General features: G+C 72.2%; 20 protein-coding genes. 11 read left to right on the top strand and 9 right to left on the bottom strand.

The window, feature by feature from the left end:
* The first annotated feature begins 5 nt into the window (after positions 1 to 5).
* The 6 genes from VGN18_RS15800 to VGN18_RS15825 all read left to right on the top strand — a co-directional run bounded on the left by VGN18_RS15800 (position 6) and on the right by VGN18_RS15825 (position 8,578).
* The gene (locus tag VGN18_RS15800; RefSeq protein ID WP_327540667.1) at positions 6 to 3,125 is read left to right on the top strand and encodes an FtsX-like permease family protein; all 3,120 of its coding nucleotides are present in this window, start codon (positions 6 to 8) and stop codon (positions 3,123 to 3,125) included.
* Complete coding sequence (locus tag VGN18_RS15805) at positions 3,122 to 4,009, top strand: ABC transporter ATP-binding protein (protein WP_327540668.1); 888 nt, start codon at positions 3,122 to 3,124, stop codon at positions 4,007 to 4,009. Before VGN18_RS15800 ends, VGN18_RS15805 begins: the two co-directional genes overlap by 4 nt.
* Positions 4,006 to 4,695: an ABC transporter ATP-binding protein gene (locus VGN18_RS15810; protein WP_327540669.1), complete on the top strand. Its 690-nt coding sequence runs from the start codon at positions 4,006 to 4,008 to the stop codon at positions 4,693 to 4,695. The genes VGN18_RS15805 and VGN18_RS15810 overlap by 4 nt, the downstream gene beginning before the upstream one ends.
* Positions 4,696 to 4,725: 30 nt before the next feature.
* Entirely contained in the window at positions 4,726 to 6,084 is a 1,359-nt protein-coding gene (locus VGN18_RS15815; protein WP_327540670.1) for a glutamate-1-semialdehyde 2,1-aminomutase, read from the top strand.
* Between the two features lie 83 nt (positions 6,085 to 6,167).
* On the top strand, positions 6,168 to 7,454 hold the full coding sequence (locus tag VGN18_RS15820) for an alkaline phosphatase family protein (RefSeq protein ID WP_327540671.1): 1,287 nt from the start codon (positions 6,168 to 6,170) through the stop codon (positions 7,452 to 7,454).
* A complete protein-coding gene (locus VGN18_RS15825) occupies positions 7,451 to 8,578 on the top strand; it encodes an alkaline phosphatase family protein (RefSeq protein ID WP_327540672.1) in 1,128 nt (375 codons plus the stop codon). Before VGN18_RS15820 ends, VGN18_RS15825 begins: the two co-directional genes overlap by 4 nt.
* 259 nt (positions 8,579 to 8,837) lie before the next feature.
* On the opposite strand, the gene VGN18_RS15830 is transcribed toward VGN18_RS15825, so the two are convergent.
* The 3 genes from VGN18_RS15830 to VGN18_RS15840 form a co-directional block, all read right to left on the bottom strand.
* Positions 8,838 to 9,113 (bottom strand): hypothetical protein, encoded by a 276-nt coding sequence (locus tag VGN18_RS15830; RefSeq protein ID WP_327540673.1) that lies wholly within the window; start codon positions 9,111 to 9,113, stop codon positions 8,838 to 8,840.
* A 109-nt stretch (positions 9,114 to 9,222) separates the two neighbouring features.
* Positions 9,223 to 9,711, bottom strand: a complete 489-nt coding sequence (locus tag VGN18_RS15835) for a hypothetical protein (protein WP_327540674.1) — start codon at positions 9,709 to 9,711, stop codon at positions 9,223 to 9,225.
* Between the two features lie 7 nt (positions 9,712 to 9,718).
* Positions 9,719 to 9,904, bottom strand: coding sequence for a hypothetical protein (locus VGN18_RS15840; protein ID WP_327540675.1), 186 nt, complete (start codon positions 9,902 to 9,904; stop codon positions 9,719 to 9,721).
* A 158-nt stretch (positions 9,905 to 10,062) separates the two neighbouring features.
* Here VGN18_RS15840 and VGN18_RS15845 point away from each other — a divergent pair, with 158 nt between their 5' ends.
* The 3 genes from VGN18_RS15845 to VGN18_RS15855 are packed head-to-tail and all read left to right on the top strand — an operon-like array spanning position 10,063 to position 12,783.
* Positions 10,063 to 10,353 (top strand): metal-sensitive transcriptional regulator, encoded by a 291-nt coding sequence (locus VGN18_RS15845; RefSeq protein WP_327540676.1) that lies wholly within the window; start codon positions 10,063 to 10,065, stop codon positions 10,351 to 10,353.
* Positions 10,354 to 10,363: 10 nt separating this feature from the next.
* Positions 10,364 to 10,591, top strand: coding sequence for a heavy-metal-associated domain-containing protein (locus VGN18_RS15850; protein WP_327540677.1), 228 nt, complete (start codon positions 10,364 to 10,366; stop codon positions 10,589 to 10,591).
* Between the two features lie 44 nt (positions 10,592 to 10,635).
* A complete protein-coding gene (locus VGN18_RS15855) occupies positions 10,636 to 12,783 on the top strand; it encodes a heavy metal translocating P-type ATPase (RefSeq protein ID WP_349259940.1) in 2,148 nt (715 codons plus the stop codon).
* A gap of 115 nt (positions 12,784 to 12,898) precedes the next feature.
* Here VGN18_RS15855 and VGN18_RS15860 read toward each other — a convergent pair whose 3' ends face one another.
* Both VGN18_RS15860 and VGN18_RS15865 read right to left on the bottom strand, forming a co-directional pair.
* The gene (locus VGN18_RS15860; protein WP_327540679.1) at positions 12,899 to 13,729 is read right to left on the bottom strand and encodes a carbon-nitrogen hydrolase family protein; all 831 of its coding nucleotides are present in this window, start codon (positions 13,727 to 13,729) and stop codon (positions 12,899 to 12,901) included.
* Between the two features lie 599 nt (positions 13,730 to 14,328).
* Positions 14,329 to 16,374, bottom strand: coding sequence for an NADPH-dependent 2,4-dienoyl-CoA reductase (locus tag VGN18_RS15865; RefSeq protein ID WP_327540680.1), 2,046 nt, complete (start codon positions 16,372 to 16,374; stop codon positions 14,329 to 14,331).
* A gap of 83 nt (positions 16,375 to 16,457) precedes the next feature.
* Between VGN18_RS15865 and VGN18_RS15870 the strand changes: the two genes are divergently transcribed.
* A complete protein-coding gene (locus tag VGN18_RS15870; protein WP_327540681.1) occupies positions 16,458 to 16,946 on the top strand; it encodes a GNAT family N-acetyltransferase in 489 nt (162 codons plus the stop codon).
* Positions 16,947 to 17,105: 159 nt separating this feature from the next.
* On the opposite strand, the gene VGN18_RS15875 is transcribed toward VGN18_RS15870, so the two are convergent.
* The 3 genes from VGN18_RS15875 to VGN18_RS15885 are packed head-to-tail and all read right to left on the bottom strand — an operon-like array spanning position 17,106 to position 19,272.
* Positions 17,106 to 18,230, bottom strand: coding sequence for a dipeptidase (locus tag VGN18_RS15875; protein ID WP_327540682.1), 1,125 nt, complete (start codon positions 18,228 to 18,230; stop codon positions 17,106 to 17,108).
* Positions 18,227 to 18,868, bottom strand: coding sequence for an MBL fold metallo-hydrolase (locus VGN18_RS15880; RefSeq protein WP_327540683.1), 642 nt, complete (start codon positions 18,866 to 18,868; stop codon positions 18,227 to 18,229). The genes VGN18_RS15875 and VGN18_RS15880 overlap by 4 nt, the downstream gene beginning before the upstream one ends.
* Positions 18,869 to 18,870: 2 nt before the next feature.
* On the bottom strand, positions 18,871 to 19,272 hold the full coding sequence (locus VGN18_RS15885; protein WP_327540684.1) for a DUF5709 domain-containing protein: 402 nt from the start codon (positions 19,270 to 19,272) through the stop codon (positions 18,871 to 18,873).
* A gap of 52 nt (positions 19,273 to 19,324) precedes the next feature.
* Between VGN18_RS15885 and VGN18_RS15890 the strand changes: the two genes are divergently transcribed.
* Positions 19,325 to 20,668: a deoxyribodipyrimidine photo-lyase gene (locus VGN18_RS15890; RefSeq protein ID WP_327540685.1), complete on the top strand. Its 1,344-nt coding sequence runs from the start codon at positions 19,325 to 19,327 to the stop codon at positions 20,666 to 20,668.
* A gap of 6 nt (positions 20,669 to 20,674) precedes the next feature.
* Here the strand turns inward: VGN18_RS15890 and VGN18_RS15895 are convergent, their stop codons facing one another.
* Positions 20,675 to 23,011, bottom strand: a complete 2,337-nt coding sequence (locus VGN18_RS15895; RefSeq protein ID WP_327540686.1) for a glycosyltransferase family 2 protein — start codon at positions 23,009 to 23,011, stop codon at positions 20,675 to 20,677.
* Between the last annotated feature and the right edge of the window lie 214 nt (positions 23,012 to 23,225).

Raw genomic sequence — 23,225 nt, forward strand, 5'->3', positions numbered from 1 at the left:
TGAGCGTGCGGGGGCTGTCCCGCGGCCGCCGTAACTTCCGGCGCGGCCAGAGCCTGGTCCTGTTCCTCCTCGCGATGTTGACCGTGACGGCCTGCGCCATGGGCCCGTTCTACGAGCGGGCGGTCGAACAGGCGACCCTGCGCTCCACCCTGGTCCACGCCGACCCGATCAGCCGCGGGCTCAGCATCGACGTCCCCCTGAACACGCCGACGGCCGACGTGACCCCGACCGGACCGGCGGCCCGGCTCTTCGGGCCCGCCGTCGGCGCCACCGACGTCGGGGCCGACTTCACCGGCGGCGGCACGGCAGGCAACCGGTTCCGGCTGTCGACGACCATCACCTACCGCGACAACGTCTGCCGGCACCTGACCCTGACCTCCGGACGCTGCCCGACGGCCGACCGCGAGGTCGTGGCCAGCGCGTCGACGGCGCGCGCCGTGCACCTGCAGGTCGGGCAGACCCTGAAGGTGGCCGTCCCGTCGGCGTCGACCGGCGCCGCCGTCGCGGTGCAGCTGTCCGTCGTCGGGCTGTACCGGCCGTTCCGCGGCGACGGCGGCTACTGGTTCGGCTCCCACTACTCCTCCGCCGCGGGCATCACGGTCAGCAGCGACGCGACCCTCGCCGACACCTTCTTCGGCAGCCGTGACTACGTCGCGGCCCTCGCCGACCAGATCGCGAGCTCCGGCGCCGAACCGCTGCCGCGCTCGCAGGTCGACGTCCCGCTGCTGGCCGACCGCATCACGCTCGACGACGTCGCGGGCCTGCGTCAGTCCCTGGCCCGGCTCGGCGCCGTCCAGGCCGCCGGCAACGGCCACACGTCGGTGCTGACCGCGCTGCCCGACCTGCTCGACGAGGTCGACGCCGGCCGCCACGACGCCCGGACGATCGTGCTGGCCATCGCCGCCCAGCTCGCGCTGCTCGCCCTCATCGCGCTCGGGGTGGTGGCCGCGGCGGCGGCCGACCAGCGGCGCCCCGAGCTCGCGCTCGCCCGGCTGCGGGGTCAGGGTCTGCGCCGCACGGCCGGGGTGTTCGTCCGCGAGATCGGCGGGCTGGCCGTCGCCTCGGCCGTCCCGGGTTTCGTCGCGGCCTACCTGCTCACCCTCACGGCCTGTCGTGTCTGGCTCGAGCCGGGCGTCCGGCCCGAACTGCGCCCGGCGGTCCTGGCGGCGACGGTCGGCTCGCTCGCGGTCACGCTCGCCGTCGTCGCGGTGATCGGGTACCGCGCGAGCGTCCAGCCGATCTCGGACATGCTGCGCCAGGTGCCCACGCGGGTGTCGTCGGCCCGGGTCGGGGTGGCCGAGGTGGGCGTCGCGGTCGCGGCGATCGCCGGGCTCGTCGTGTCACTCAGCGGCGATCGCAAGAACGTGCTGTCGACGCTGACGCCCACCTTCCTCGCGGTGCTCATCGGGCTCGCGCTCAGCCGTCTCGTCGTCACCGGCGGACGCGTCGTCGGCCGCCGCGCGCTGTGGCGCGGGCAGCTCGGGCGGGCGACCGCGGCGATCAGCCTCTCCCGCCGCTCGGGGGGACGCTTCACCGTCACCGTGCTGTGCGTGGCGACGGCCGTCGTCGTCTTCGCCGGCCAGCAGTGGGGTGTCGCGGCGACGAACCGCGGTCAGCGGGCGCTGGCCGAGACCGGCGCCCCCGTGGTGCTCGACGTGACGACGTCGAGCGGTGCGGTCCTCGCCGGCGCGGTGCGCGCGGCCGACCCGACCGGGCGATACGCGACGCCGGTCGTGGTCGTCCGGCCGCCGGGGGTCGGCGCCGTCCCGGTGGTGGCGATCGACCCGGCGTCGTTCGGCCACGTCGCGTCGTGGGGCCGCCCGGCGCTGGCCCCGGCCTCGGCGACCCTCGCCCGGCTGCGGCCGACGCACCTCGCCCCGGCGATCTCACTCGCCGGGTCGCGCATCACCGTCCAACTCGCATCGGCGCACTGGACCGTCGTCAACCGGCCCGACGGGTCGACCCCGCCATCGGTCGGCCTGATCCTCGACCTCGCCCATCACGACGGCCGGGCCGATCAGGTGACGTTCCCGCCGCTGCCGGCGCAGGGCGTCGGTGGCCTCACCCAGTCGGCGGCGGTGGGCTGCGCCGACGGCTGCCGGGTCACCGGGCTCCAGCTGAACCGCCCCGTGCTCGACCAGAGCGTCCTGGACATCACGGCCGTCGTCACCGGGCTACGCGCCGACGCACCGGCCTCGATCGGTCCGGCGGCCGACTGGGCGTCGACCACTCCCGTGAAGGACCTCTCCGACGGCGGTGGGCAGGAGTCGCTGACCGTCACCGGCAACGGCGCCGGCGTGCAGTTCCACGCCGTCGACGACGGCACCGGGGCCACTGCCCAGCACCTCGACGTGCCGGTGGCGGCGCCGGCGGTGCTCAGCGGTGCGGCGCCGCAGACGCGCGACGCGCTGGGGTTCGCCACCGCCGCGACCCTCGACGGCACAACCCGCCGGATCGTGGTGCGCGGGCAGGTGTCGTTCGTGCCCCAGGTCGGTGACGCGCTGCTGGTCGACCTCGATCTCGCCGCCCGCTCGACCCAGCGGCTCGACCCGACCGCGCCGCCGGCGGTCTGGCTCGCGCGTGACGACCCGGCCCGCGAGCGGCGACTGGTCGCCTCGCTGCAGTCCCGCGGCGTGACGGTCCTCGACCGCCGGAGCAGCGCGGCGGCGGCCGCGGTGTACTCCGAGTCGGCGGCCGGCTGGTCGGCCCGGTTGACGCTGGTCGTCGCGGCGATCGCCGCCGTCCTCGGCGTGGCCCTGCTGATCCTGGTCGTGCTGACGACCCGCCGCGTGCGGCAGCAGGACCTCGCCGCCATGCGACTCAACGGCCTGACGCGCCGGCGGCTGCGCCGGGCCGGTCTGCTCGAGTTCCTCGTCATCGTGGTGCTCGGCGTCGCCGGCGGCACGATCGCCGGCCTGATCGCGGTCCGCACCTCCCTGCCGGCCATCCCGATCTTCGCGACCCCGGCCACGGTGCGCCTACCCGAGAACTTCGGGCTGGACCCGGCCTGGCTGATCACCGCCGTCGCGGTCACGGCGGTCCTGCTCGCCACCGCCGGCGTCGGGCTGGCGCGTCGCCTGGTGAGCTCGGCCCGGCCGCAGGATCTGGCGGGAGCCGGCGCATGACCGTGATCATCGACGACTACATCGTGGCCGAGGACCAGTTCCGCTCGGGCGGGCTCGCCGTCTCGGCCCACCAGCTCGTGCACATCTACCGGGTCGAGGGCAACGACGTCGTGGCCCTCACGAGCGTCGACCTCGACATCGCCGCCGGGCAGATGGTCGCCCTGCTCGGCCCGTCCGGTTCGGGCAAGTCGACGATGCTCACCCTGCTGGCCGGGCTGCACCAGCCGAGCGCCGGGCGACTGCGCGTCGGCACCCACAACCTGTCCAACCTCGAGCCGAAGGAGCGCGACGCGCTGCGCGCCACCGAGGTCGGCACCGTGCTGCAGGGCGCGGCCCGCAACCTGCTGCCCTACGCGACGCCGGAGCAGAACGTCGCGTTCGCCCAGGCGGCGGCCGTGCGGCTCGGCAAGAGCGTGCCCGAACCCCGCGCGATCCTCGACCTCGTCGGCATGGTCGAGCACGCCCGTCGCCGGCTGCGCGAGCTGACCCCGGGACAGCTGCAGACGGTGGCGGTGGCGGTGGCGATCTCGGCGCTGCCCGGCCTGCTGCTGGCCGACGAGCCGACCAGCCAGCTCGACCACGAACACCGCGACGACGTGCTCGACGCGATCACCCGCATCAACCGGCAGATCGGCACGACCGTCCTGCTCGTCACCCACGACCCGGAGGTCGCGGCGCGGATGCCGCGCCGCATCACCATTCGCGACGGTCGCATCGGTTCCGAGGGTCACGGCACCGAGGAGCTCGCCGTGATCGGACGCGACGGATCCCTACAGCTGCCGCCCGACATACTCGAAGGTATGCCAGCTGGATCGCTGTTGCGGGTGAGGCGCCTGCCCGGCGGCGAGGTCATGCTCGAACGCATCGACGGCGACCGGTCGTGACCACCACTCTGCGGGCCCGCGGCCTGAGCGTGCACTTCGGCGCCACCGTCGCCGTCCAGCCGCTCGACCTCGACCTCCATCCGGGCCGCCTCGTCGCCGTCACCGGCCCGTCCGGCGCCGGGAAGTCGTCGCTGCTCGGGGCCCTCGCCGGCCTGTACCCGGCGGCGGGCGGCACGGTCGAGCTCGACGGCACGCCGCTGCGCGACCGCGACGACGCCGTCGCCCGGCACGTCGTGCTCATCCCGCAGGGCAACGCGCTGGTGCGGCTGCTGTCGGCCGAGGAGAACGTCGCACTACCACTGCTCGACCGGCGACACCGGCACGTGCGCGAGGCGGCCCGCGACGCCCTCACCTCCGTCGGCCTGGCCGAATCGTCCGGGCAGCTGGTCGAGGAGCTGTCCGGCGGCCAGCAGCAGCGCCTGGCCATCGCCCGCGGGCTGGCCGAGCGCGGCGCCATCGTGCTCGCCGACGAGCCGACCAGCGAGCTGGACGCCGCGAACCGGGCGCTGGTGATGGCCCTGCTGCGGGCCGAGAGCAACCGGGGCGCGGCCGTCCTCGTCGCCACGCACGACCCCGACGCCGCCGCGCTGTGCGACGCCGAACTGTGCCTCGACGAGGGCGCCGCGACGTGGATCCGTCACGAAGACGGTCACCACGCGCCCGAACCGCGGCGTGAGGAAATATGATCACGGTCAGATGATCCGAACGGGGTGGGTGTGAAGACCGAGGACGAGGGCAGTTCCGAGGGTGGCGTCACGCCCGCAGCCGAGCGGTTCGCCGCCTCCACGGCCCACACGGCGGCGGTCAAGCGGCTCATCCCCGGCGGGGCGCACACCTACGCCAAGGGCGACGACCAGTACCCCGAGGGCATGGCGCCGATCATCGAGCGCGGCTGGGGCTGCCACGTGCGCGACATCGACGGCAACGAGTACATCGAGTACGGCAGCGGGCTGCGCTCGGTCACGCTCGGCCACGGCTACGAGCCGGTCGTCGAGGCCGTGCGCCGCAGCATCGGCGACGGCGTCAACTTCGTCCGGCCGCACGTCCTCGAACGCGAGGCGGCCGAGCGGCTCGTCGACCTGATCCCGAGCGCCGAGATGGTCAAGTTCGGGCTCAACGGCTCGGACACCACGACCGGCGCGGTCAAGCTCGCCCGCGCCTACACCGGCCGCGGCATGATCGCGGCCTGCCGCCAGCACCCGATGCTCTCGGTGCACGACTGGTTCATGATCACGACACCGATGGCAGCGGGCATCCCCACCGACATCGAGTCGCGCACCGTCCAGTTCGACTACAACGACCCCGAGAGCCTGGCCCGCCTCTTCGCGCAGTACCCCGGGAAGATCGCCGCGGTCATCCTCGAGGCCGAGACGATCGAGCCACCCGCGCCCGGCTTCTTCGCCGCCCTGCGCCGCCTGTGCGACGAGAACGGCGCCCTGCTGATCCTGGACGAGATCATCACCGGGTTCCGCTGGCACGAGCGCGGCGCCCAGTTCATCCACGGCATCAAGCCCGACCTGTGCACCTTCGGCAAGGCGATGGCGAACGGCTTCCCGCTGTCCGCCCTGGCCGGGCGCCGCGAGGTCATGCGGCTCGGCGGGTTCGTCGACGACGTCGACCGCGTCTTCCTCGTCTCGCTCACCGCCGGGGCCGAGCCGTGGGCGCTGGCGGCGATGCTGGCGGTCATCGAGACCTACGAGCGCGAGCAGATCGCCGAGCGGCTGATGAAGACCGGCGCCGAGCTGCGTGCCGGCCTCGAGCAGGTGATCGCCGACGCCGGGCTGGCCGACCACCTCCAGCTGGCCGGACGCGACTGCAACCTCGTCTACGTCGCCCGCGACGCCGCCGGCGCCCCGAGCCAGATCTTCCGCACCCTGTTCCTGCAGGAGATCGTTTCGCGCGGCGTCCTGGCGCCGTCGTTCGTGGTCGGGGCGGCGCACGACGCCGAGACGACCGCGCGCACGATCGAGATCGTCGCGGCGGCGTTGCCGGCGTACCGGCGAGGTCTCGAGGACGGCCCCGAGGCCGTGCTGCGCGGGCGCCCGGTCCGTCCGGCCATCCGACCGCGCGGCTGAGAGCCGACCCAGCCGCGGGCGAACCGGAGGTGAACTCGCTCGGGCGGGCGTCACCAAATCGCTGCTGAGGGGTTTAACCCGACGTGCCCCTTTCTCGCAGGCAGTTCCTGTCCTCGGCCGCCCTCGTCGGTGCCGGTGCCCTGGCCGCCGGTTCCGCCGGACCGCTGAGCCCGGCCGGGCCGGCCCAGGCGGCGACCACGCTGCCCGACCCGGCGGCCTCCGGCATCGACCACGTCGTCGTCGTGATGATGGAGAACAGGTCGTTCGACCACGTCCTCGGTTGGTTGCCCGGCGCCGACGGCAGGCAGGCCGGGCTCACCTTCGTCGACCGCTACGCGATCCCGCACAGCACCTTCCACCAGACCGCCTACGCGAGCTGCGGCCACGCCGATCCCGACCACTCCTACGAGGGGGGCCGGATCGAGCTGCACGACGGCAGGTGCGACGGCTGGCTGAAGGCGGGCGAGAACGACGAGCTCGCGATCAGCTACTTCACCCAGCCCGACCTGCCGTTCCTGGGCCGGGCGGCGACGGCCTGGACGTCGTGCGACCGGTACTTCTCGGCGACGATGGCCGAGACCTACCCCAACCGCTTCTACCAGCACGCGGCGCAGACCGACCGGCTGCACAACTCGACGGCGATCTCGACGCTGCCGACGATCTGGGATTCGCTCGCCACCGCCGGGCGCACCGGGCGCTACTACTTCAACGACGTCCCGTTCACCGCGCTCTGGGGCACCAAGTACCTCGGCATCTCCCAGCCGTTCGCCGCATTCCTGGCCGACGCCGCCGCCGGACAGCTGCCCCAGGTGAGCTTCATCGACCCGCGCTTCGAGGACGAGTCCTCCGGCACCTCGAACGACGACCACCCGCACGCCGACATCCGGGCCGGCGAGGCGTTCCTCAACCAGGTGTACGCGGCCGTCACCTCGAGCCCGAACTGGGCGAACACCCTGCTCGTGATCAACTTCGACGAGTGGGGCGGCTTCTTCGACCATGTCGCCCCCGGCACCGCGCCCGACGTCAGCCGGTCGACCGCTCTGCGCGGCTTCCGGGTCCCGGCGCTGGTCGTCTCGCCGCGGGCCCGCCGCGGCTTCGTCGACCACACCGTCTACGACCACACGTCGGTGCTGCGGGCGATCGAGTGGCGCTGGGGCCTGCCCGCCCTGACCCCGCGCGACGCCGCCGCGGCCAACATCGCCCAGGCCCTCGACTTCACCTCGCCACCGAACCTCACCGCCCCGCAGTTCACCGTGCCCCAGTTCGTCGCCGCGGCCTGCCCGGGCGAGGTGCTGCCGGCCAACGAGGCCGGCGAGTGGGCCGACCTGAAGGAACTCGCGATCACCCTCGGATGGAGCCTGCCCGCATGAACCGCCGTTCCCGACCCGTCCGCCTCCTCGCCGCCGCAGCCGCCACGGCGTTGGCCGCCATCACGCTGACCGCCGCCGGTCCGGGGGCCGATGCCACGACGATCGCCCGGCCCGCCTACGTCCCGGCGATCAGGCACGTCTTCGTCATCAACATCGAGAACAAGGGCTACGACACGACGTGGGGCCCGACCTCGGCGGCTCCGTACCTCTCGCAGACCCTGCGCGGCCAGGGCGTGCTGCTCAACAGCTACTACGGCACGGCCCACAACTCCCAGCCGAACTACGTCGCTCAGATCTCGGGCCAGGGACCGAACCCGCAGATGCAGGGCGACTGCCAGCTCTACTCCCAGTTCGTGCAGGCAGGGACGGTCGCGCCGGACCAGGCCGTCGGCAACGGGTGCGTCTTCCCGTCGACGGTCGCGAGCCTGCCGACGCAGCTCAGCGGCGCCGGCATCTCGTGGAAGGGCTACATGGAGGACATGGGGACGCCGTGCCGGCACCCCGCGCTCAACACCCAGGACACCACGCAGACGGCCAAGGTCGGCGACCAGTACGCGGTGCGGCACGACCCGTTCATGTACTTCAGCGCCATCACCGGCTCGCCGTCGTGCGCGCAGCACGTCGTCGACCTGTCGAACCTGACGACCGACCTGGCGTCAGCCTCGACCACCCCGGCGCTGAGCTACATCACTCCGAACCTGTGCGACGACGGGCACGACTCGCCCTGCGTCGACGGCCGGCCGGGCGGCCTCGCCTCGGTCGACACGTGGCTGAGGGTATGGGTGCCGAAGATCCTCGACTCCCCGGCGTACCGGACCGACGGCATGCTCGTCATCACCGCCGACGAGGCCGACTCGCCGCAGAGCGACGCCTCCGCCTGCTGCGGCGAGGGGCCGGGACCGAACTCGCCGCTGCCCGGCATCGCCGGTCTCGGTGGCGGCCGCACCGGTGCCCTGGTGCTCTCGCACTGGACGAGCGGGAACACGTGGAGCACGACGCCGTACAACCACTACTCGCTGCTCGCGTCGCTGGAGGAGATCTTCGGGCTGCCGTACCTCGGCTACGCCAGGACCGCCGGTCTCGACCGGTTCGGGCTGGACGTCTACAACAACGGCTGGAAGTAGGGGCCACGGCGGGCGCGCGAAGGGTCACAATCGAACCCTTGCGCTAATCCACAGGGTTTCCCACACCTGTGGACGAGCAACTCACGAGCGAGCTTTACCCAAGCCGGGCACGTTCTACCCACTCATTCGACCGATTCTTGCCCGATCTGAATCGGGCCGATCGATGCGTCCGCACCTGACTTTGGTCCCGCAGTTGCACTCCCCGTCGGCCGCTCGGGCGATGAGCGATCCTGCGCCGTGGCCGCGTGATCGGTCGAGGTCAGCGCGCCCGCAGGGCGACGATCCGGCTGTCGATCGCGCCGATGAGGGCCGTCTCCAGCGACTCGCGCTGGTGCACGGTCAGCCGGGCCGGGACGAGGTCGGCGATCGCGTCGACGAGATCGGCCACGCCGGCCGTCGGACCGCCGGCGAGCTGCGCCGCGTCGGTGGCCGACAGGGCGCTCAGCGCGACGGACATCCCGAGGGCCGACGGCGCGATCGGCCCCGCAGCCGTCGGCGCGTCGTGCCCCCACTCGGGCACTGGCAGTGCGGTCATGGTCGTGCTCCTTCGGGGACCCGATGCGCTCGGGACGGACGGCGCCGTTGCACCCCCCATCGACGCCACCGGCACCGGCGCTCAGGACCGAAGGTCCCGAGTCAGTCCGTCAGACCGCTCGTGAACTGCGGCTCCGCGCGCTCAAACGACGCGAAACGGCCGAGACCGTCACGACGTAGAGGGCGTGCTGGCCGATCGAACTCGCCAGCAGGCTGCGCCTCCAGCGCCATGGCGGCGGCGTGTCGCCGAGCAGCGGGAAGAGGGTGAAGGCCATGCCCTGGCAGCTCGCGTAGAAGGCGGCAGACGCCGCCGCGTCGCTGCCGCCGAGGGCGCGGCGGAACTGCTCGTACTCGACCGCCACGACCGAGCCGTAGCCCCAGTGCACGAGGTTGAACAGCACGCGGCGACCGGCCGGCGTGCGCGGGTTCCACCGGGTGACCTTGGCGGCGGCGATGACGACGTGATCGCTGGCGTCGTAGTCGACCGGTCCGTCGCCGTGCGGCCGGAGCCGGGACTCGAGGGCCAGCGAGGCGGTCATCACCGCCGTGCCGACCAGCCCGCCGACGACGGCATCGCGCCGCCGGCGAGCACTGGTCACGGGCGGACTACTCGCCCGCGAGTTCGTCACCGCTGGCCTTGGCCGCCTCGGTGTCGGTGGTGGCGCCGTCGGCCTCGCGCTTGAACACGTCGGCGTAGCGCTCCTCGGCCGGGGTCTGGTCGGCCACCTGCTCGACCATCTCGGCGTCGCTCAGGCCCTCGCCGGCCGCCTTGGTCTCTCCGTGCTCACCCATCCGGGCCTCCTCGGCATCGTGGTTCGGTGTCCTGCTGGGCCTACCCGGGAGCGTTCGGGGCGAATCGGATACTCCACGCCAGGAGGCGATCATCACGCCATTCATACCCGCTGGGGGTATGCTCAACACATACCCCGGCTAGGTATCGAGGAGACGACATGGACAAGCCCCCGGGCTACGCAGGGAACAAGCAGGCGCACGTCACCCGTCTGCGTCGCGTCGAGGGTCAGGTGCGCGGCCTGCAGCGCCTGGTCGAGGCCGACACGTACTGCATCGACGTGCTCACCCAGGTGTCGGCCGCGAAGCGGGCGCTCGACTCGTTCGCCCTTTCCCTGCTCGAGGAGCACCTGAGTCACTGCGTCGCCGACGCCATCCAGCAGGGCGGCGGTGAGGCCGACACCAAGATCACCGAGGCCTCGGCCGCCATCGCCCGCCTCGTCCGATCCTGAGGAGAGAAACATGATCACCAAGACCTACGGCGTCATCGGGATGACCTGCGACCACTGCGTCGCCGCGGTGCGCAGCGAACTCGCCGCGATCGAGGGCGTCTCCGAGGTCAGCGTCACGCTCGAGGTCGGCGGCGTCTCGAACGTCACCGTCACCAGCGCCGAACCCGTCCCACCGCAGGAGATCGTCAACGCGCTTGACGAAGCGGGCGACTACACGGTCGCCGCTGACCCGGCGTGAGCGACGCTTTCCGAGCGAACCAGGTCGAGCTGACCATCGGGGGCATGACCTGCGCGTCGTGCGCGGCCAGGGTGGAGAAGAAGCTCAACCGTATGGACGGCGTGACCGCCTCGGTGAACTACGCGACCGAGAAGGCACTGGTCGACTTCCCGGCGTCGCTGGCCGTCGAGGAACTGGTCGCCACCGTCGAGAAGACCGGCTACACGGCCACCCTGCCGGTGATCGAGACGCCCGACGTCGCGCCGGTCGACGAGACCGCCGGTCTGCGGCAGCGGCTGCTGGTCAGCGCCGCGCTGGCCCTGCCTGTCCTTGTCCTGTCGATGGTGCCGCCGTGGCAGTTCCGCAACTGGCAATGGCTGGCCCTCACCCTGGCCGCACCCGTCGCGGTATGGGGGGCGCTGCCGTTCCACCGGGCGGCGTGGACGAACCTGCGCCACCGCGCCACCACCATGGACACGTTGATCTCGCTCGGCGTGCTCGCCGCATTCGCCTGGTCGCTGTGGGCGCTGTTCGTCGGTGACGCCGGCGTGACCGGCATGCGCATGTCGTTCTCGTTCGTTGCCACGGGCAGCGACGACATCTACCTCGAAGTGGCCTCGGCCGTCACCGTCTTCCTGCTCGTCGGGCGCTACGCCGAGGCGCGGGCAAAGCGCCGGTCCGGTGCCGCCCTGCGCGCCCTGCTCGACCTGGGCGCGAAGGACGTCACCGTGCTGCGCGGCGATCGCGAGCAACGCATCCCGGCCGAGCAGCTGGTCGTGGGTGACCGGTTCGTCGTCCGGCCGGGCGAGAAGCTCGGCACCGACGGCGTCGTCGAGGAGGGGCACTCGGCGCTCGACACCTCGCTGGTGACCGGTGAGTCGGTGCCGGTCGACGTCGGGCCGGGCGACACCGTCGTCGGCGCCACCGTGAACCTCGGGGGCCGGCTCGTCGTGCGGGCCACCCGCGTCGGGCGCGACACGCAGCTGGCCCAGATGGCTCGGCTCGTCGAGCAGGCGCAGAACGGGAAGGCCGCGGTGCAGCGGCTGGCCGATCGCGTGTCGGGGGTCTTCGTCCCGGTCGTCATCGCGCTGGCCGGGGCGACGTTCGCGGCCTGGCTCATCGTCGACGGCAGCGCCCACGCGGCGTTCACCGCAGCGGTCGCGGTGCTCATCATCGCCTGTCCGTGCGCCCTCGGCCTGGCCACCCCGACGGCCCTGATGGTCGGGACGGGACGCGGCGCGCAGCTCGGCATCATCATCAAGGGCCCGGAGATGCTGGAGAGCACCCGCCGGGTCGACACCGTCCTGCTCGACAAGACCGGCACGGTGACCACCGGGCGGATGACGCTGCACGACGTCATCGGCGGCGACGCCGCGCTGCGGGTCGCCGGGGCGCTCGAATCGGCGAGCGAGCACCCCATCGCCGCGGCGATCACCGCGGCCGCGCGCGAGCGGCTGGGCGAACTGCCGGCGGTGACCGGCTTCGCCAACGCGGCCGGGCTCGGCGTGGGCGGCGTGGTCGACGGGCACGAGGCGGTCGTCGGTCGGGCCGAGCTGCTCGCCGAGCACGGTCTCGCGCCGAGTGCCGAGCAGTCCGCCGCCGCCGACGCGGCCGAGGCGGCCGGCCGCACGGCCGTGCTCGTCGGCTGGGACGGCGCGGTGCACGGCGTGCTCGTGGTGGGCGACACGGTGAAGGACACGAGCGCCGGCGCCGTCGCAGCGCTGCGGCGGCTCGGGCTGCATCCGGTGCTGCTCACCGGCGACAACCGGCGCGCGGCCGAGGCCATCGCGGCCGAGGTCGGCATCGACGAGGTCGTGGCCGGAGTGCTGCCGACCGGCAAGGTCGACGAGGTGCGGCGGCGCCAGCAGGCCGGCCGGGTCGTGGCCATGGTCGGCGACGGGGTGAACGACGCCGCCGCACTGGCCACCGCCGATCTCGGCATCGCGATGGGCGGCGGCACCGACGTCGCCATCGAGGCCTCGGACCTCACCCTGGTGCGCGGCGACTTGCGGGTGGTCGGCGACGCGATCCGGCTCTCCCGGGCCACCCTCGGCACCATCCGGGGCAATCTGTTCTGGGCCTTCGCCTACAACGTGGCCGCGCTGCCGCTCGCCGCGCTCGGGCTGCTCAACCCGTTGATCGCCGGGGCGGCGATGGCCGGCAGCTCGGTCTTCGTGGTCACCAACAGCCTGCGCCTGCGCCGCTTCCGCTGACTCGGGCTCACGCCTCCGCCCCCCTTCCGTTGAGTGGCGAGTCCTCGCGTGAGTGGCGCGTTGTCGAGCGCCACTCACCGCGGGAAGTCGCCACTCAACCGGGGTGGGGGACGGCTCACTTCTCCAGGTAGAGGTCCGGCCGGCGTTGCTGCAGGAGCGGGGCGGCGAGGCGGGCCCGGTCGATCTCGCCGTCGACGTCGAGTTCGGCCAGGGCGAGCCCGGCCTTGCCCCACGTGCGGGCCAGCACCTCGCCGCCCGGCCCGACCACCTTGGCCTGGCCGAGGAAGCGCAACCCGCCCGTCGCGCCGGTCTGGTTCGCCGAGATCCACAGCACCTGGTTCTCGGCGGCGCGGGTGCAGTCGTAGAGGTCGAACAGGCGCGACTGCCGGTCCTGGGTGAGGCGGGGCGCGCGCTGCGTGAGGCTGGCCGGCCACGCGCACAGGCAGGCGATGATGCGAGCGCCGTCGAGGGCCAGGCTGCGCGCGGCCTCCGGGAACGTCTTGTCGTAGTCGATGAGCATGCCGAGCCGTCCGACCGGGGTGTCGAACGCCGCCAGCCGCTCGCCGTCGGAGTAGATCGCGGCGACGGTGGGTGACCGGTGCACCTGGCGGTAGTGCCCGAGCACGCCGTCGCCGGTGAGGCAGAGCGCGGCGTGGTAGCGGCGATCGTCGACGGCCTCGGAGTAGCCGACACAGACGACCATGTCGCCGACCATGGCCCGGACCCGTTCGACCTCCGGCGAGTTCGGCGTCAGCATCGACGGCAGCGCCGCCGGGTCGAGTCCGGCCGGGGCGCCGGGGTGGCCGCCGAGGGCGGCGTCGGGCAGGACGAGCAGCGAGACGCCGACCTTGCGGGCGGCCAGGACCACCATGCCGATGCGCTCGATCGAGCGCTCGAGGTCGCGACCGAAGTGGGCCGCCGCGCCGGCCACGCGTATGAGGGCCATCAGCCGGCCCGGGCGCCCGGCGACTGCGGGATCACGGCGGCCGGCATGGACCGAGTCAACGGACAGCGGGTTCGGCGCGGGTTACCGTCGGAACAAATCCGCATGTCGCGGACACCGCAAATGTTTCGCGGCCGCGAACTCGACTGTGACTTCCGTCGACATCGGCCGTGTCGCTGCGGATTCGGCGCGGGAGTCGGGGCATGATTCTGGGCAGAAACAGAGGTAGGGCCCCGTCATGTATGAGATGACGGGGCCCTACTGATTGAGCCGCACTCTCCGTACCCGAGGGCCGGCCTGCCTGCCCAACCAATCTCCTGGTCCTGAAGCCCCGAACCCCAGCTGGTGCATCCGGACCACCGAAGTGGGCCTTCCGCGTTCCGTCTGCGGCTTCCGGAGTTGCCCCCGGACTCGGTTCTCATCGCCAGGCGATGTGCAATTTCTACTGCCCCGAAACGGCCCGCGCAATACCTGCGGACAAGGTCTTCGGGATCTTTTCGGTTGTCCCCAACCCGTCCACAGGACGGGCCGGGTTATCCCCCGGAAACCGGGGTTGTGAACCGCTGCGTCCACAGCTTCTCCGCCCGGTTGTGGACGACCGTTCAGAGCCTGGCGGCGAGCCGGGTGCCCTGGTCGATGGCGCGCTTCGCGTCGAGCTCGGCGGCGACGTCGGCGCCGCCGATGACGTGCACGGTGACGCCCGCTGCCTCGAGCTCGGCGAGCAGGTCGCGGCGCGACTCCTGACCGGCGCAGACGACGACGTCGTCGACCTCGAGCAGGCGCGGGCGGGGCTCGCCCTTCTTGGAGCTGACCGTGATGTGCAGGCCGGCGTCGTCGATGCGCTCGTAGGCGACCCCGCGCAACGACTCGACCCCGCGGGCCTTGAGCGTGCCGCGGTGCACCCAGCCGCTCGTCTTGCCGAGCCCGGCGCCGACCTTGGTCGTCTTGCGCTGCAGCAGGTAGACGGTGCGGACGGACGGCGGCGCGGTCGCCGTGACCAGCCCGCCGCGGGCCTGGGCCGGATCGCCCACGCCCCACTCGCGCAGCCACTCGTCGCGATCCTGCGGCTCGCCGTGCGTGCCGGGGTGGGTCAGGAACTCGCTGACGTCGAAGCCGATACCGCCGGCGCCGATGACGGCGACGCGCTCGCCCAGGGTGGCGGCGCCGGTGATCACGTCGGCGTAGCGGTGGACGTTCGGCCGGTCGGCGCCGGGAATGCTCACCTCGCGCGCGGCGACGCCGGTGGCGAGCACGATCTCGTCCCAAGCGCCGTCGATCAGCTCCCGCGCCGTGACGGGATGGCCGAGGTGCAGCTTCACCCCGGTGAGCTCGAGGCGACGCGTGAAGTAGCGCAGCGTCTCGGCGAACTCCTCCTTGCCGGGGATGCGGCGGGCGAGCTGGAACTGGCCGCCGATCTCCCCGGACTCCTCGAACAGCTCGACGCTGTGGCCGCGCTCGGCGGCGGCGGTGGCGGCGGCGAGTCCGGCCGGGCCGGCGCCGACGACGGCGACCCGCTTGCTGTGCCGCGTCGGGGACAGCACCAGCTCGGTCTCGTGCCCGGCGCGCGGGTTCACCAGGCAGCTCGCGACCTTGTGCGAGAACGTGTGGTCGAGGCAGGCCTGGTTGCAACCGATGCAGGTGTTGATCTCGTCCGACCGGTCGTCGGCCGCCTTGCGCACCCAGTCGGGATCGGCCAGGAACGGGCGGGCCAGCGACACCATGTCGGCGTCGCCGCGGGCCAGGATCTCCTCGGCCGTCTCGGGCATGTTGATGCGGTTCGAGGCGATGACCGGGATGCCGACCTCGGGGCGCAGCTTGGCCGTGACCCAGGTGAAGGCGCCGCGCGGCACCGACGTGACGATCGTGGGCACGCGGGCCTCGTGCCAGCCGATGCCGGTGTTGATGATCGTCGCGCCGGCCTGCTCGATCTCCTTGGCCAGTGCGGTCACCTCGTCCCAGCTCTGCCCGTCCTCGACGAGGTCGAGCAGCGACATGCGGTAGACGATGATGAAGTCCGGTCCGACGGCCTCGCGCACCTGGCGGACGATCTCGACCGGGAAGCGACGGCGGTTCTCGGGCGACCCACCCCACTCGTCGGTGCGCTTGTTCGTGCGGGCGGCGAGGAACTGGTTGATCAGGTAGCCCTCGGAGCCCATGATCTCGACGCCGTCGTAGCCGGCCTGGCGGGCCAGCGCGGCCGAGTGCGCGAAGTCGGCGATGGTGCGGCGCACCTCGCCCGCCCGCAGGGCCCGGGCCGAGAACGGCGTGATGGGCGACTTCGAGCGCGACGCGCTCGCCGTGAACGGGTGGTAGCCGTAGCGGCCGGCGTGCAGCAGTTGCAGGGCGATGCGCCCGCCGTTGTCGTGCACGGCATCGGTGATCTCGCGGTGCCGGCTCGCCTCGCCCTTGGTGGTCATCTTCCCGGCGAGCGGCAGCAGCCAGCCGGTGCGGTTCGGCGCGAAGCCGCCGGTGACCATGAGCGCGACCCCGCCGCGAGCCCGCTCGGCGTAGAACACGGCCAGCCGGTGCAGGTTCTTCGGACGGTCCTCCAGACCCACGTGCATCGAGCCCATCAGCACGCGGTTGGGCAGCGTGGTGAAGCCGAGGTCGAGGGGGGCGAGCAGGTTCGGGTAGCGCGATTCCGTCACCCGCGCATCGTCCCAGACCCTGCGGCCACGGCAATTCGGCTCGGATCGAGGTCACAGGGCAGGATTGCGACGTGTCGGTACGTATGCGCGCAGACGGGGACGCCGCGGCCTGTGTGGACGCCCTGCGCGACGTCCAACTCGCGAGCGGCTACCCGACCCGCTGGCCGGACGATCCGGCCGCCTGGCTCGACCCGCCCGACCTCGTCGGTGCCTGGGTCGCCGAACGCGAGGACCGCATCGTCGGGCACATCGGGCTCGCTGCGGGGCGTTCGGAACCCGGCCTCGCCGCGGCCACGGGTGTCCCGGTCGAGTTACTCGTCCTCGTCACCCGGCTGTTCGTCACGCCGGCCGCGCGGGGGCTGGGTCTGGCCCGCGCGCTGCTGTCGGTCGTCACCGGGCACGCCGCGGCCACGGATCTGACGCTCGGGCTGGACGTCATCGAACGATCCGTCGAGGCCATCGCGCTCTACGAGAGCCTGGGCTGGCGGCACGTCGGCAGCGCCCGGGCCCGCTGGCGGACGCAGGACGGCCGGCACCCGATGGTGCGCTACTACCTGGCACCCGAGGGCTGAGCGGCGCACGAACCTGGCCGCCGCCAGTCTTCGAGAGCGACGAACCGTTGATGGCCGTGTGATCTCGCTCGGGGCCGGTCTGGACGCCTGCCTCGAGCGAGTTGATCACGAGGGAAGCAGCCGGTGCGACCTGCCGTCCCGGACATTCGTGGGTGCGCGTCAGCCCGCGCGCGCCACGCCCTCCGCATCGCGCAGCACACGCAGCACGTTCCCCCGCGCGAGCGCGGCGATCTCCGGCTCCGACCACGACCGTTCGAGCAGCTCGGCGATCAGCGCCGGGTAGGTCGAGACGTCGTGCAGACCGGCCGGCATCGGTTCGCAGCCGTCGAAGTCGCCGCCGATCCCGACGTGCTCGATGCCGGCGACGGCGCGGACGTGCTCCACGTGGTCGGCGACCTGAGCGACGGTCGCGACCGGCGGCGGCTCGATCGCGGCGTGCCGGGCGGCGGCGGCCATGTGCGCCGACCAGTCGCGCCGGTTCTCGCCCCGCTCGTCCATGTCGACGAGGACGGCGTGATCCCACTCGTGGCAGGCGGTCGACACGAACGCGGGCACGAACGTCACCATGCACACACCGCCATTGCCGGCGAGCGCGGCGAGCACGTCGTCGGGCACGTTGCGCACGTGATCGGTGACGGCGCGGGCCGACGAGTGCGAGAAGATCACCGGCGCCGACGTCGTTGCGAGAGCGTCGTGCATCGTGTCGATCGACGTGTGCGAGAGGTCGACGAGCATGCCGAGCCGGTTCATCTCGGCGACGACCGTGCGGCCGAAGTCCGTGAGCCCACCCGCCGCCGGCACGTCGGTCGCCGAGTCCGCCCACGGCACGTTGTCGTTGTGGGTCAGCGTCATGTAGCGCACGCCCATCGCGTGCAGGGTGCGCAACACGGCCAGCGAGGAATCGATCGCATGCCCGCCCTCGGCGCCCATCAGCGACGCGATGCGCCCGGCCGCGCAGGCCGCATCGACGTCGTCGGCCGTGAGCGCCAGCGCCAGGTCGTCCGGGTAGTGCGCCACCATCCGCAGCACGAAGTCGATCTGCTCGATCGTTGCGACGACCGACCGATCCCCCAACCGGGCCGGAACGTAGACCGACCAGAACTGCCCGCCGACGCCACCGGCCCGCAGCCGGACGAGGTCGGTCTGGGTCGTCGCCTGCTCGGTGTCGAGGGGGTAGCGCCCGAGGTCGTAGTCGAAGTGTTCGCGCATCGCCCAGGCGAGATCGTTGTGCCCGTCGATCAGCGGGTGGCGGGCCAGAAGGTCGCGAGCGAGGTCGGCGGTCACACGTCCAGTGTGTCGGCCGGGGCGAGATGCGTGTACTCGCACCCGTGCTCGCCGCCGATCCGCCCGACGTGACTCTCGACCAGGCCGCGACCGATGTCGGTGAGCAGCGCGTCGTGGATGCCGACGGTCCGCGGCGCCCGCACCGACACGACGAAGTCGATGACCTCGCCGGTGCTCGACCACGGTGCGTGCAGCGGGGCGAGCAGCACACCGACCGGCACCGGCGGCACGATCAGCGAGTCGCCCGGGTGATAGACGCTGCCCTCGATCAGGTAGCCGACGTTGGGCACCACCGGGATCGTCGGGTGGATCAGCGCGTGCTGGCCGCCGAACGTCCGGATCGCGAAACCGGCGGCGTCGAACGCCTCGCCGGGTGCCGCGGTGAGCACCTGCTCGCCGAGATCCCCCAACGCCGTGGCCACCGGCTCCGGGGCCCAGATGCGCAGCCGCGAATCACGCTGCGCCGCCGCCCGCAGCTGGTCGACGTCGATGTGGTCGAAGTGCTCGTGCGTGATGAGGACGGCGCCGGCGCCGTCCAGTGCGGCCGACACCTCGCTGAACACCCCGGGGTCGACGACGAGCGAACGGTCGCCGTCGTCGAACCGCACACACGAGTGGGTGAACTTCGTGACCTGCACGGCTACTTCTCGTCCTCGACATGCATGGCGGCCTCCTCGGCCGACGACGCGTACCCGGCCCGGCCGACGTCGGTCGCGATCTCGATCTTGTCGACGTCCTCGTGCGCGCCCTCGTCCGGAGCGACGAGACGACCGGCGCGCGGCTCGGCGTCGGCGTCGTCGATGTCGGCCTCGGAGATGTCCGGCTCCTCCTCGGCCAGCTTCTCGTCGAGCGTCTCGCCCTCGCGCGCCTCCTCGGCGGTGTCGCCGCGCCACGAGTGCGAGGGGCGGTCCGGGGGCGAGTAGCCGGCATCGAGCGGGTCCTGGGTGTTGTCGCCGGTCAGGGTGTCGGACGGGTCGGCCTGGTCGTGGTCGACGATGGCACCGACGTACAGGTCGTCTGATTCGTTCGCGTGTTCCTTCACGATTCACACCCTTCCCCGATTGCCCGCGGAAGTACACGGACAGAATGCCCACGTGACCTCTGTCTTATGGCTCCGGCGCGACCTCCGGCTGCGCGATCACCCGGCCCTGCACGAAGCGGCCGAGGACGGCCCCGTTGTCGCCCTGTTCGTGCTCGACCCGGCGCTGCTGAAGCCGGCCGGAGCGCCCCGCGTCGCCTTCATGTACCGCACCCTGCGCGCGCTCGACGCCGACCTGCGCGAGCACGGCGGCCGGCTGCTGATCCGCCGCGGCGACCCCACGAAAGCGGTGCCGAAGGTCGTCAAGGAGGCCGACGCGTCGTCGGTGCACATCAGCGCCGACTTCAACCCCTACGGCCGGGCCCGCGACGAGGCGGTCGAGGAGGCCCTGGGCGACGTGCCGCTCGTGCGCACGGGCTCGCCCTATGCGATCGCCCCGGGCCGCGTCACGAAGGGCGACGGCGACCCGTTCAAGGTCTACACGCCGTTCTTCCTGGCCTGGGTTTCACACGGCTGGCGCCAGCCGGCCACCACCATCACGGGCCGGGTCGAGTGGCACACCGGGCTCGACGGCGTCGACATCCCCCACGACCCGGACCTACCTCGCGGTATGGAGCTGCCCGAGGCGGGCGAGGACGCCGCAATCGAGGCGTGGCGGGCCTACCGCAACAAGGGCCTCGCCGGCTACGCCGACAACCGCGACCGCCCCGACCTCGACCGCACCTCGCGCATGTCGCCGTACCTCAAGTGGGGTTCCATCCACCCGCGCACGATGCTGGCCGACCTCTCGCCGAGCGATGAGACGTTCCGCAAGGAGATCGCCTGGCGCGAGTTCTACGCCAACGTGCTCTTCCAGTGGCCCGACTCGGCGCGGGAGTACTTCCTGCCACAGATGGCGAAGATGGACTACGCCCGACCGGACTCGGCAGCGTTCACCGCCTGGTGCGAGGGCCGGACGGGCTACCCGATCGTCGACGCGGGGATGCGCCAGCTGCTCGGCGAGGGTTGGATGCACAACCGCGTCCGCATGATCGTCGCATCGTTCCTCGTGAAGGACCTGCACATCGAGTGGACGCACGGGGCGCGGCACTTCATGCGCCACCTCGTCGACGGCGACCTCGCCAGCAACCAGCACGGCTGGCAGTGGACCGCCGGCACCGGCACCGACGCCGCGCCGTACTACCGGGTCTTCAACCCGATCACGCAGGGCCAGAAGTTCGACCCGGACGGCGACTACGTGCGCCGCTGGATCCCCGAGCTGCGCCACGTGGCGGGCAAGGCCGTCCACGAGCCGTGGGAGCTCGGCGACGACCTGCCGTCCGACTACCCCGAGCGCATCGTCGACCACGCCGAGGAACGCAAGGAGGCACTGGCCCGCTACCAGGCCGCCCGCTCCTAGACCGGGTCAGACCACCCTGTCGCGGTCGGTGGAACGGCGGGCGCGGTCGGTCGACCTCCGGTCGCGGCGGAGCGAGTCGAGCCCGTGCCGGTCGCTCGCGCGCCGGTTGTGGGCGGCCGGCGCGGTCGGCGGCACCGCCAGGATCTTGAACGCGCCTTCGCCGTCGTGGTACTCGCCGGATGCCGTGGCCGGCGCGCCCCGGTAGAGCACCTCCTGCCAGGTGGCGGCCGGCGCTTCCGGCGCGACCCGGCGGCGGCGCACGACCTGCACCTCGGCCTTGGGGGCGTCGGTCACGTAGAGCCGCTCTTGCACGCCGAAGGCGATGTCGACGAGCACGTTGCGCCCGCCCATGAAGGCGAGCACGGCGTAGGTGGCGCCGAGCGCGTTGACGGCTGCGAACGCAGCGTTGCCCCAGTTGTGGGCGTGGTAGTCGCGGACGACGGTGATGATCGAGTACCCGATGATGAGGAAGGGCGAGATCGCGAACAGCAGCGGGGTAGCGGTGCGATTGCGCACCTTCGGCGTGCGGGCGAAGGGGATCTTCTTGCCCGTCACCGCCTGCTGCAGCGACTTCGCCACCCCGGCCAGGTTGACCGGAAGCAGGATCAGGTTGAAGCCGTAGATCCGCAGGACGTCGGTGCGCTTGTAGCCGCAGCGATGCAGGTCACTGGCCATGGCCAGGAAGTACGGCAGGGCGGCCAGCACGACGAGCGGGCTCAGCAGCTTGCTGTTGAACGGGTAGGCGAGCAGGAACAGCAGACCGACGCTGCTCCAGCACGTCGAGGCCATGTAGTTCACCCGCAGCAGGGTCTGGGCCACGCTGCCGTGCTCGCCGCGGCGCGCGCGCTCGCGCGCGTTGCGCCAGAGCTTGGGCAGGATGAGCAGGCCGCCGTTGGCCCACCGCCGCCGCTGGATGCTCAGCGACCCGAAGTCCGGGGGCGTGGCCGAGTAGCTCAACCGCTCGGGGTAGTTCAGCAGCCACCAGCCGTGGATCGCGAGGTCGAGCGAGGACTCGGTGTCCTCGATGACGGTCCGGTCCTGCACGTAGCGGCGGATCTCGCGGCCGCCCGAGTGCTCGACCTCGACGATGTCGTCGAGCGCGCGCTTGCGGATCACCGCGTTGGCGCCGACCCAGAACGTCGCGGCGTGATAGCTCATGCCCTGGTGGACGATGTGCTGCAGGTCGGTCGTCGCCCCGGCCAGGCGTTCCATGCGGGTGGTGGAACCCGGGAAGGCCGAGTACGGCGTCTGCGCCACGGCCAGCCGCTGGTTCTCCGGCTGCATCATCAGGTGCACGAGACGCAGGCAGTACTCCGGCAGCAGCACGCTGTCGGCGTCGAGGGTCAGCAGGTAGTCGGCGTCCGGGATCACGATGGAGCCGCTGTTCGCCGACGGAGCCAGGATCAGGCCCTCGGGGGTGTTGCGGGGCTCGAAGCTGCGGCCCATCAACCCGATGTAGCTGTTGAGGTTCATCGCCTTGTTGGCCTCGTGCGACAGGGAGGCGTAGAGCTTGCGCTCGAACCAGGTCACCTCGGCGCGGAACGTCCAGGCCAACCGGCGGTAGAGCTGCAGCATCCGGGAGTCCTCGATCGCGGCGGACTCCTCGGCCGCCGAGTGCAGGGCGAGGGCGGTCGCCGCGAAGTCCCGGGCCGGCGCTCGCAGAACCTGGTCGGCGAAGAACTGGTCGACGTGGTCGGCGATGACCTCCTCGTCCGCGCGGGCATCGAGCCACCGGGCGGCCCAGGCGAACTGGCCGGCCAGCTCCCGCACCTCGCCGGCGGTGGGCGGGTCGCCCCGGTCGGACTTCTCGAAACGCTCGAGCGCCGCCGCGAAGCGCTCGCGCGGCTCGCTCAGCCACGCGGTGATCTCGGCGCCGAGGCCGCGGGCCGCCGCCAACGAGTCGGCGTGCGGGCCGGGAGCCGGACGGGGCGGGTCGTCAAGCAGCAGCACGACGCGCAGGAAGGGGTATTCCTGCAGCGCGGCCGAGAGCAGGGTCTTACGGACCGTCGCGACCTCTTCCCGGTAGGACGGCACCAGCGCGGTCATCGTCGGCAGGTTCTCGGCGAAGGCCTCGTCGATGACCGCCCGCGGCACGCGGCGGTGGGCGCGGGTGCGGTACAGCGCGCCCTGGCGCGCCAGCAGGTAGAGCAGCGAGGACAGGGTGAGGAACGAGACGATCACGACGTAGCCCAGCGTCTCCGACGTGAACTGCATGCCCTGGAAGCCGCGGTTCACGAACTGCGACACGATCGTCACCGTGAGGTAGGCGAGCCAGGCCAGCAGCGTGACGACGATGCCGAGGCGGCCGAAGGTGATGAGGGTGTCGCTGGCAGCGGGGGCCACCGGAGGCAGCGGCGCGGTGCGCCGGTCGGACCCCCATTGGCGGCGGGGTCGAGACGCCGGTCGGGCCAGTCTCATCGGGGCTCCTCGGGGACGGGGCACGGCCGGGGACCGGCCGACGCATCTCGCTCGTGCCGCTCAAGTACTGGCAAACCGCAAGACTTTACACTAATCTAACATGATCTTAGGTCGGATCGCCATGGTCACGATCGCGCCG

This window comes from Jatrophihabitans sp., assembly GCF_036000465.1.
Lineage (GTDB): Bacteria > Actinomycetota > Actinomycetes > Mycobacteriales > Jatrophihabitantaceae > Jatrophihabitans.

What these genes read in the sequence shown, in the direction of transcription:
- VGN18_RS15840 (WP_327540675.1), bottom strand. Translation starts at nt 9,904, where the DNA reads ATGGGTGAGCACGGAGAGACCAAGGCGGCCGGCGAGGGCCTGAGCGAC.
- VGN18_RS15860 (WP_327540679.1), bottom strand. Translation starts at nt 13,729, where the DNA reads ATGGCCCTCATACGCGTGGCCGGCGCGGCGGCCCACTTCGGTCGCGAC.
- VGN18_RS15805 (WP_327540668.1), top strand. Translation starts at nt 3,122, where the DNA reads ATGACCGTGATCATCGACGACTACATCGTGGCCGAGGACCAGTTCCGC.
- VGN18_RS15855 (WP_349259940.1), top strand. Translation starts at nt 10,636, where the DNA reads ATGACCTGCGCGTCGTGCGCGGCCAGGGTGGAGAAGAAGCTCAACCGT.
- VGN18_RS15830 (WP_327540673.1), bottom strand. Translation starts at nt 9,113, where the DNA reads ATGACCGCACTGCCAGTGCCCGAGTGGGGGCACGACGCGCCGACGGCT.
- VGN18_RS15825 (WP_327540672.1), top strand. Translation starts at nt 7,451, where the DNA reads ATGAACCGCCGTTCCCGACCCGTCCGCCTCCTCGCCGCCGCAGCCGCC.
- VGN18_RS15870 (WP_327540681.1), top strand. Translation starts at nt 16,458, where the DNA reads ATGCGCGCAGACGGGGACGCCGCGGCCTGTGTGGACGCCCTGCGCGAC.
- VGN18_RS15845 (WP_327540676.1), top strand. Translation starts at nt 10,063, where the DNA reads ATGGACAAGCCCCCGGGCTACGCAGGGAACAAGCAGGCGCACGTCACC.
- VGN18_RS15850 (WP_327540677.1), top strand. Translation starts at nt 10,364, where the DNA reads ATGATCACCAAGACCTACGGCGTCATCGGGATGACCTGCGACCACTGC.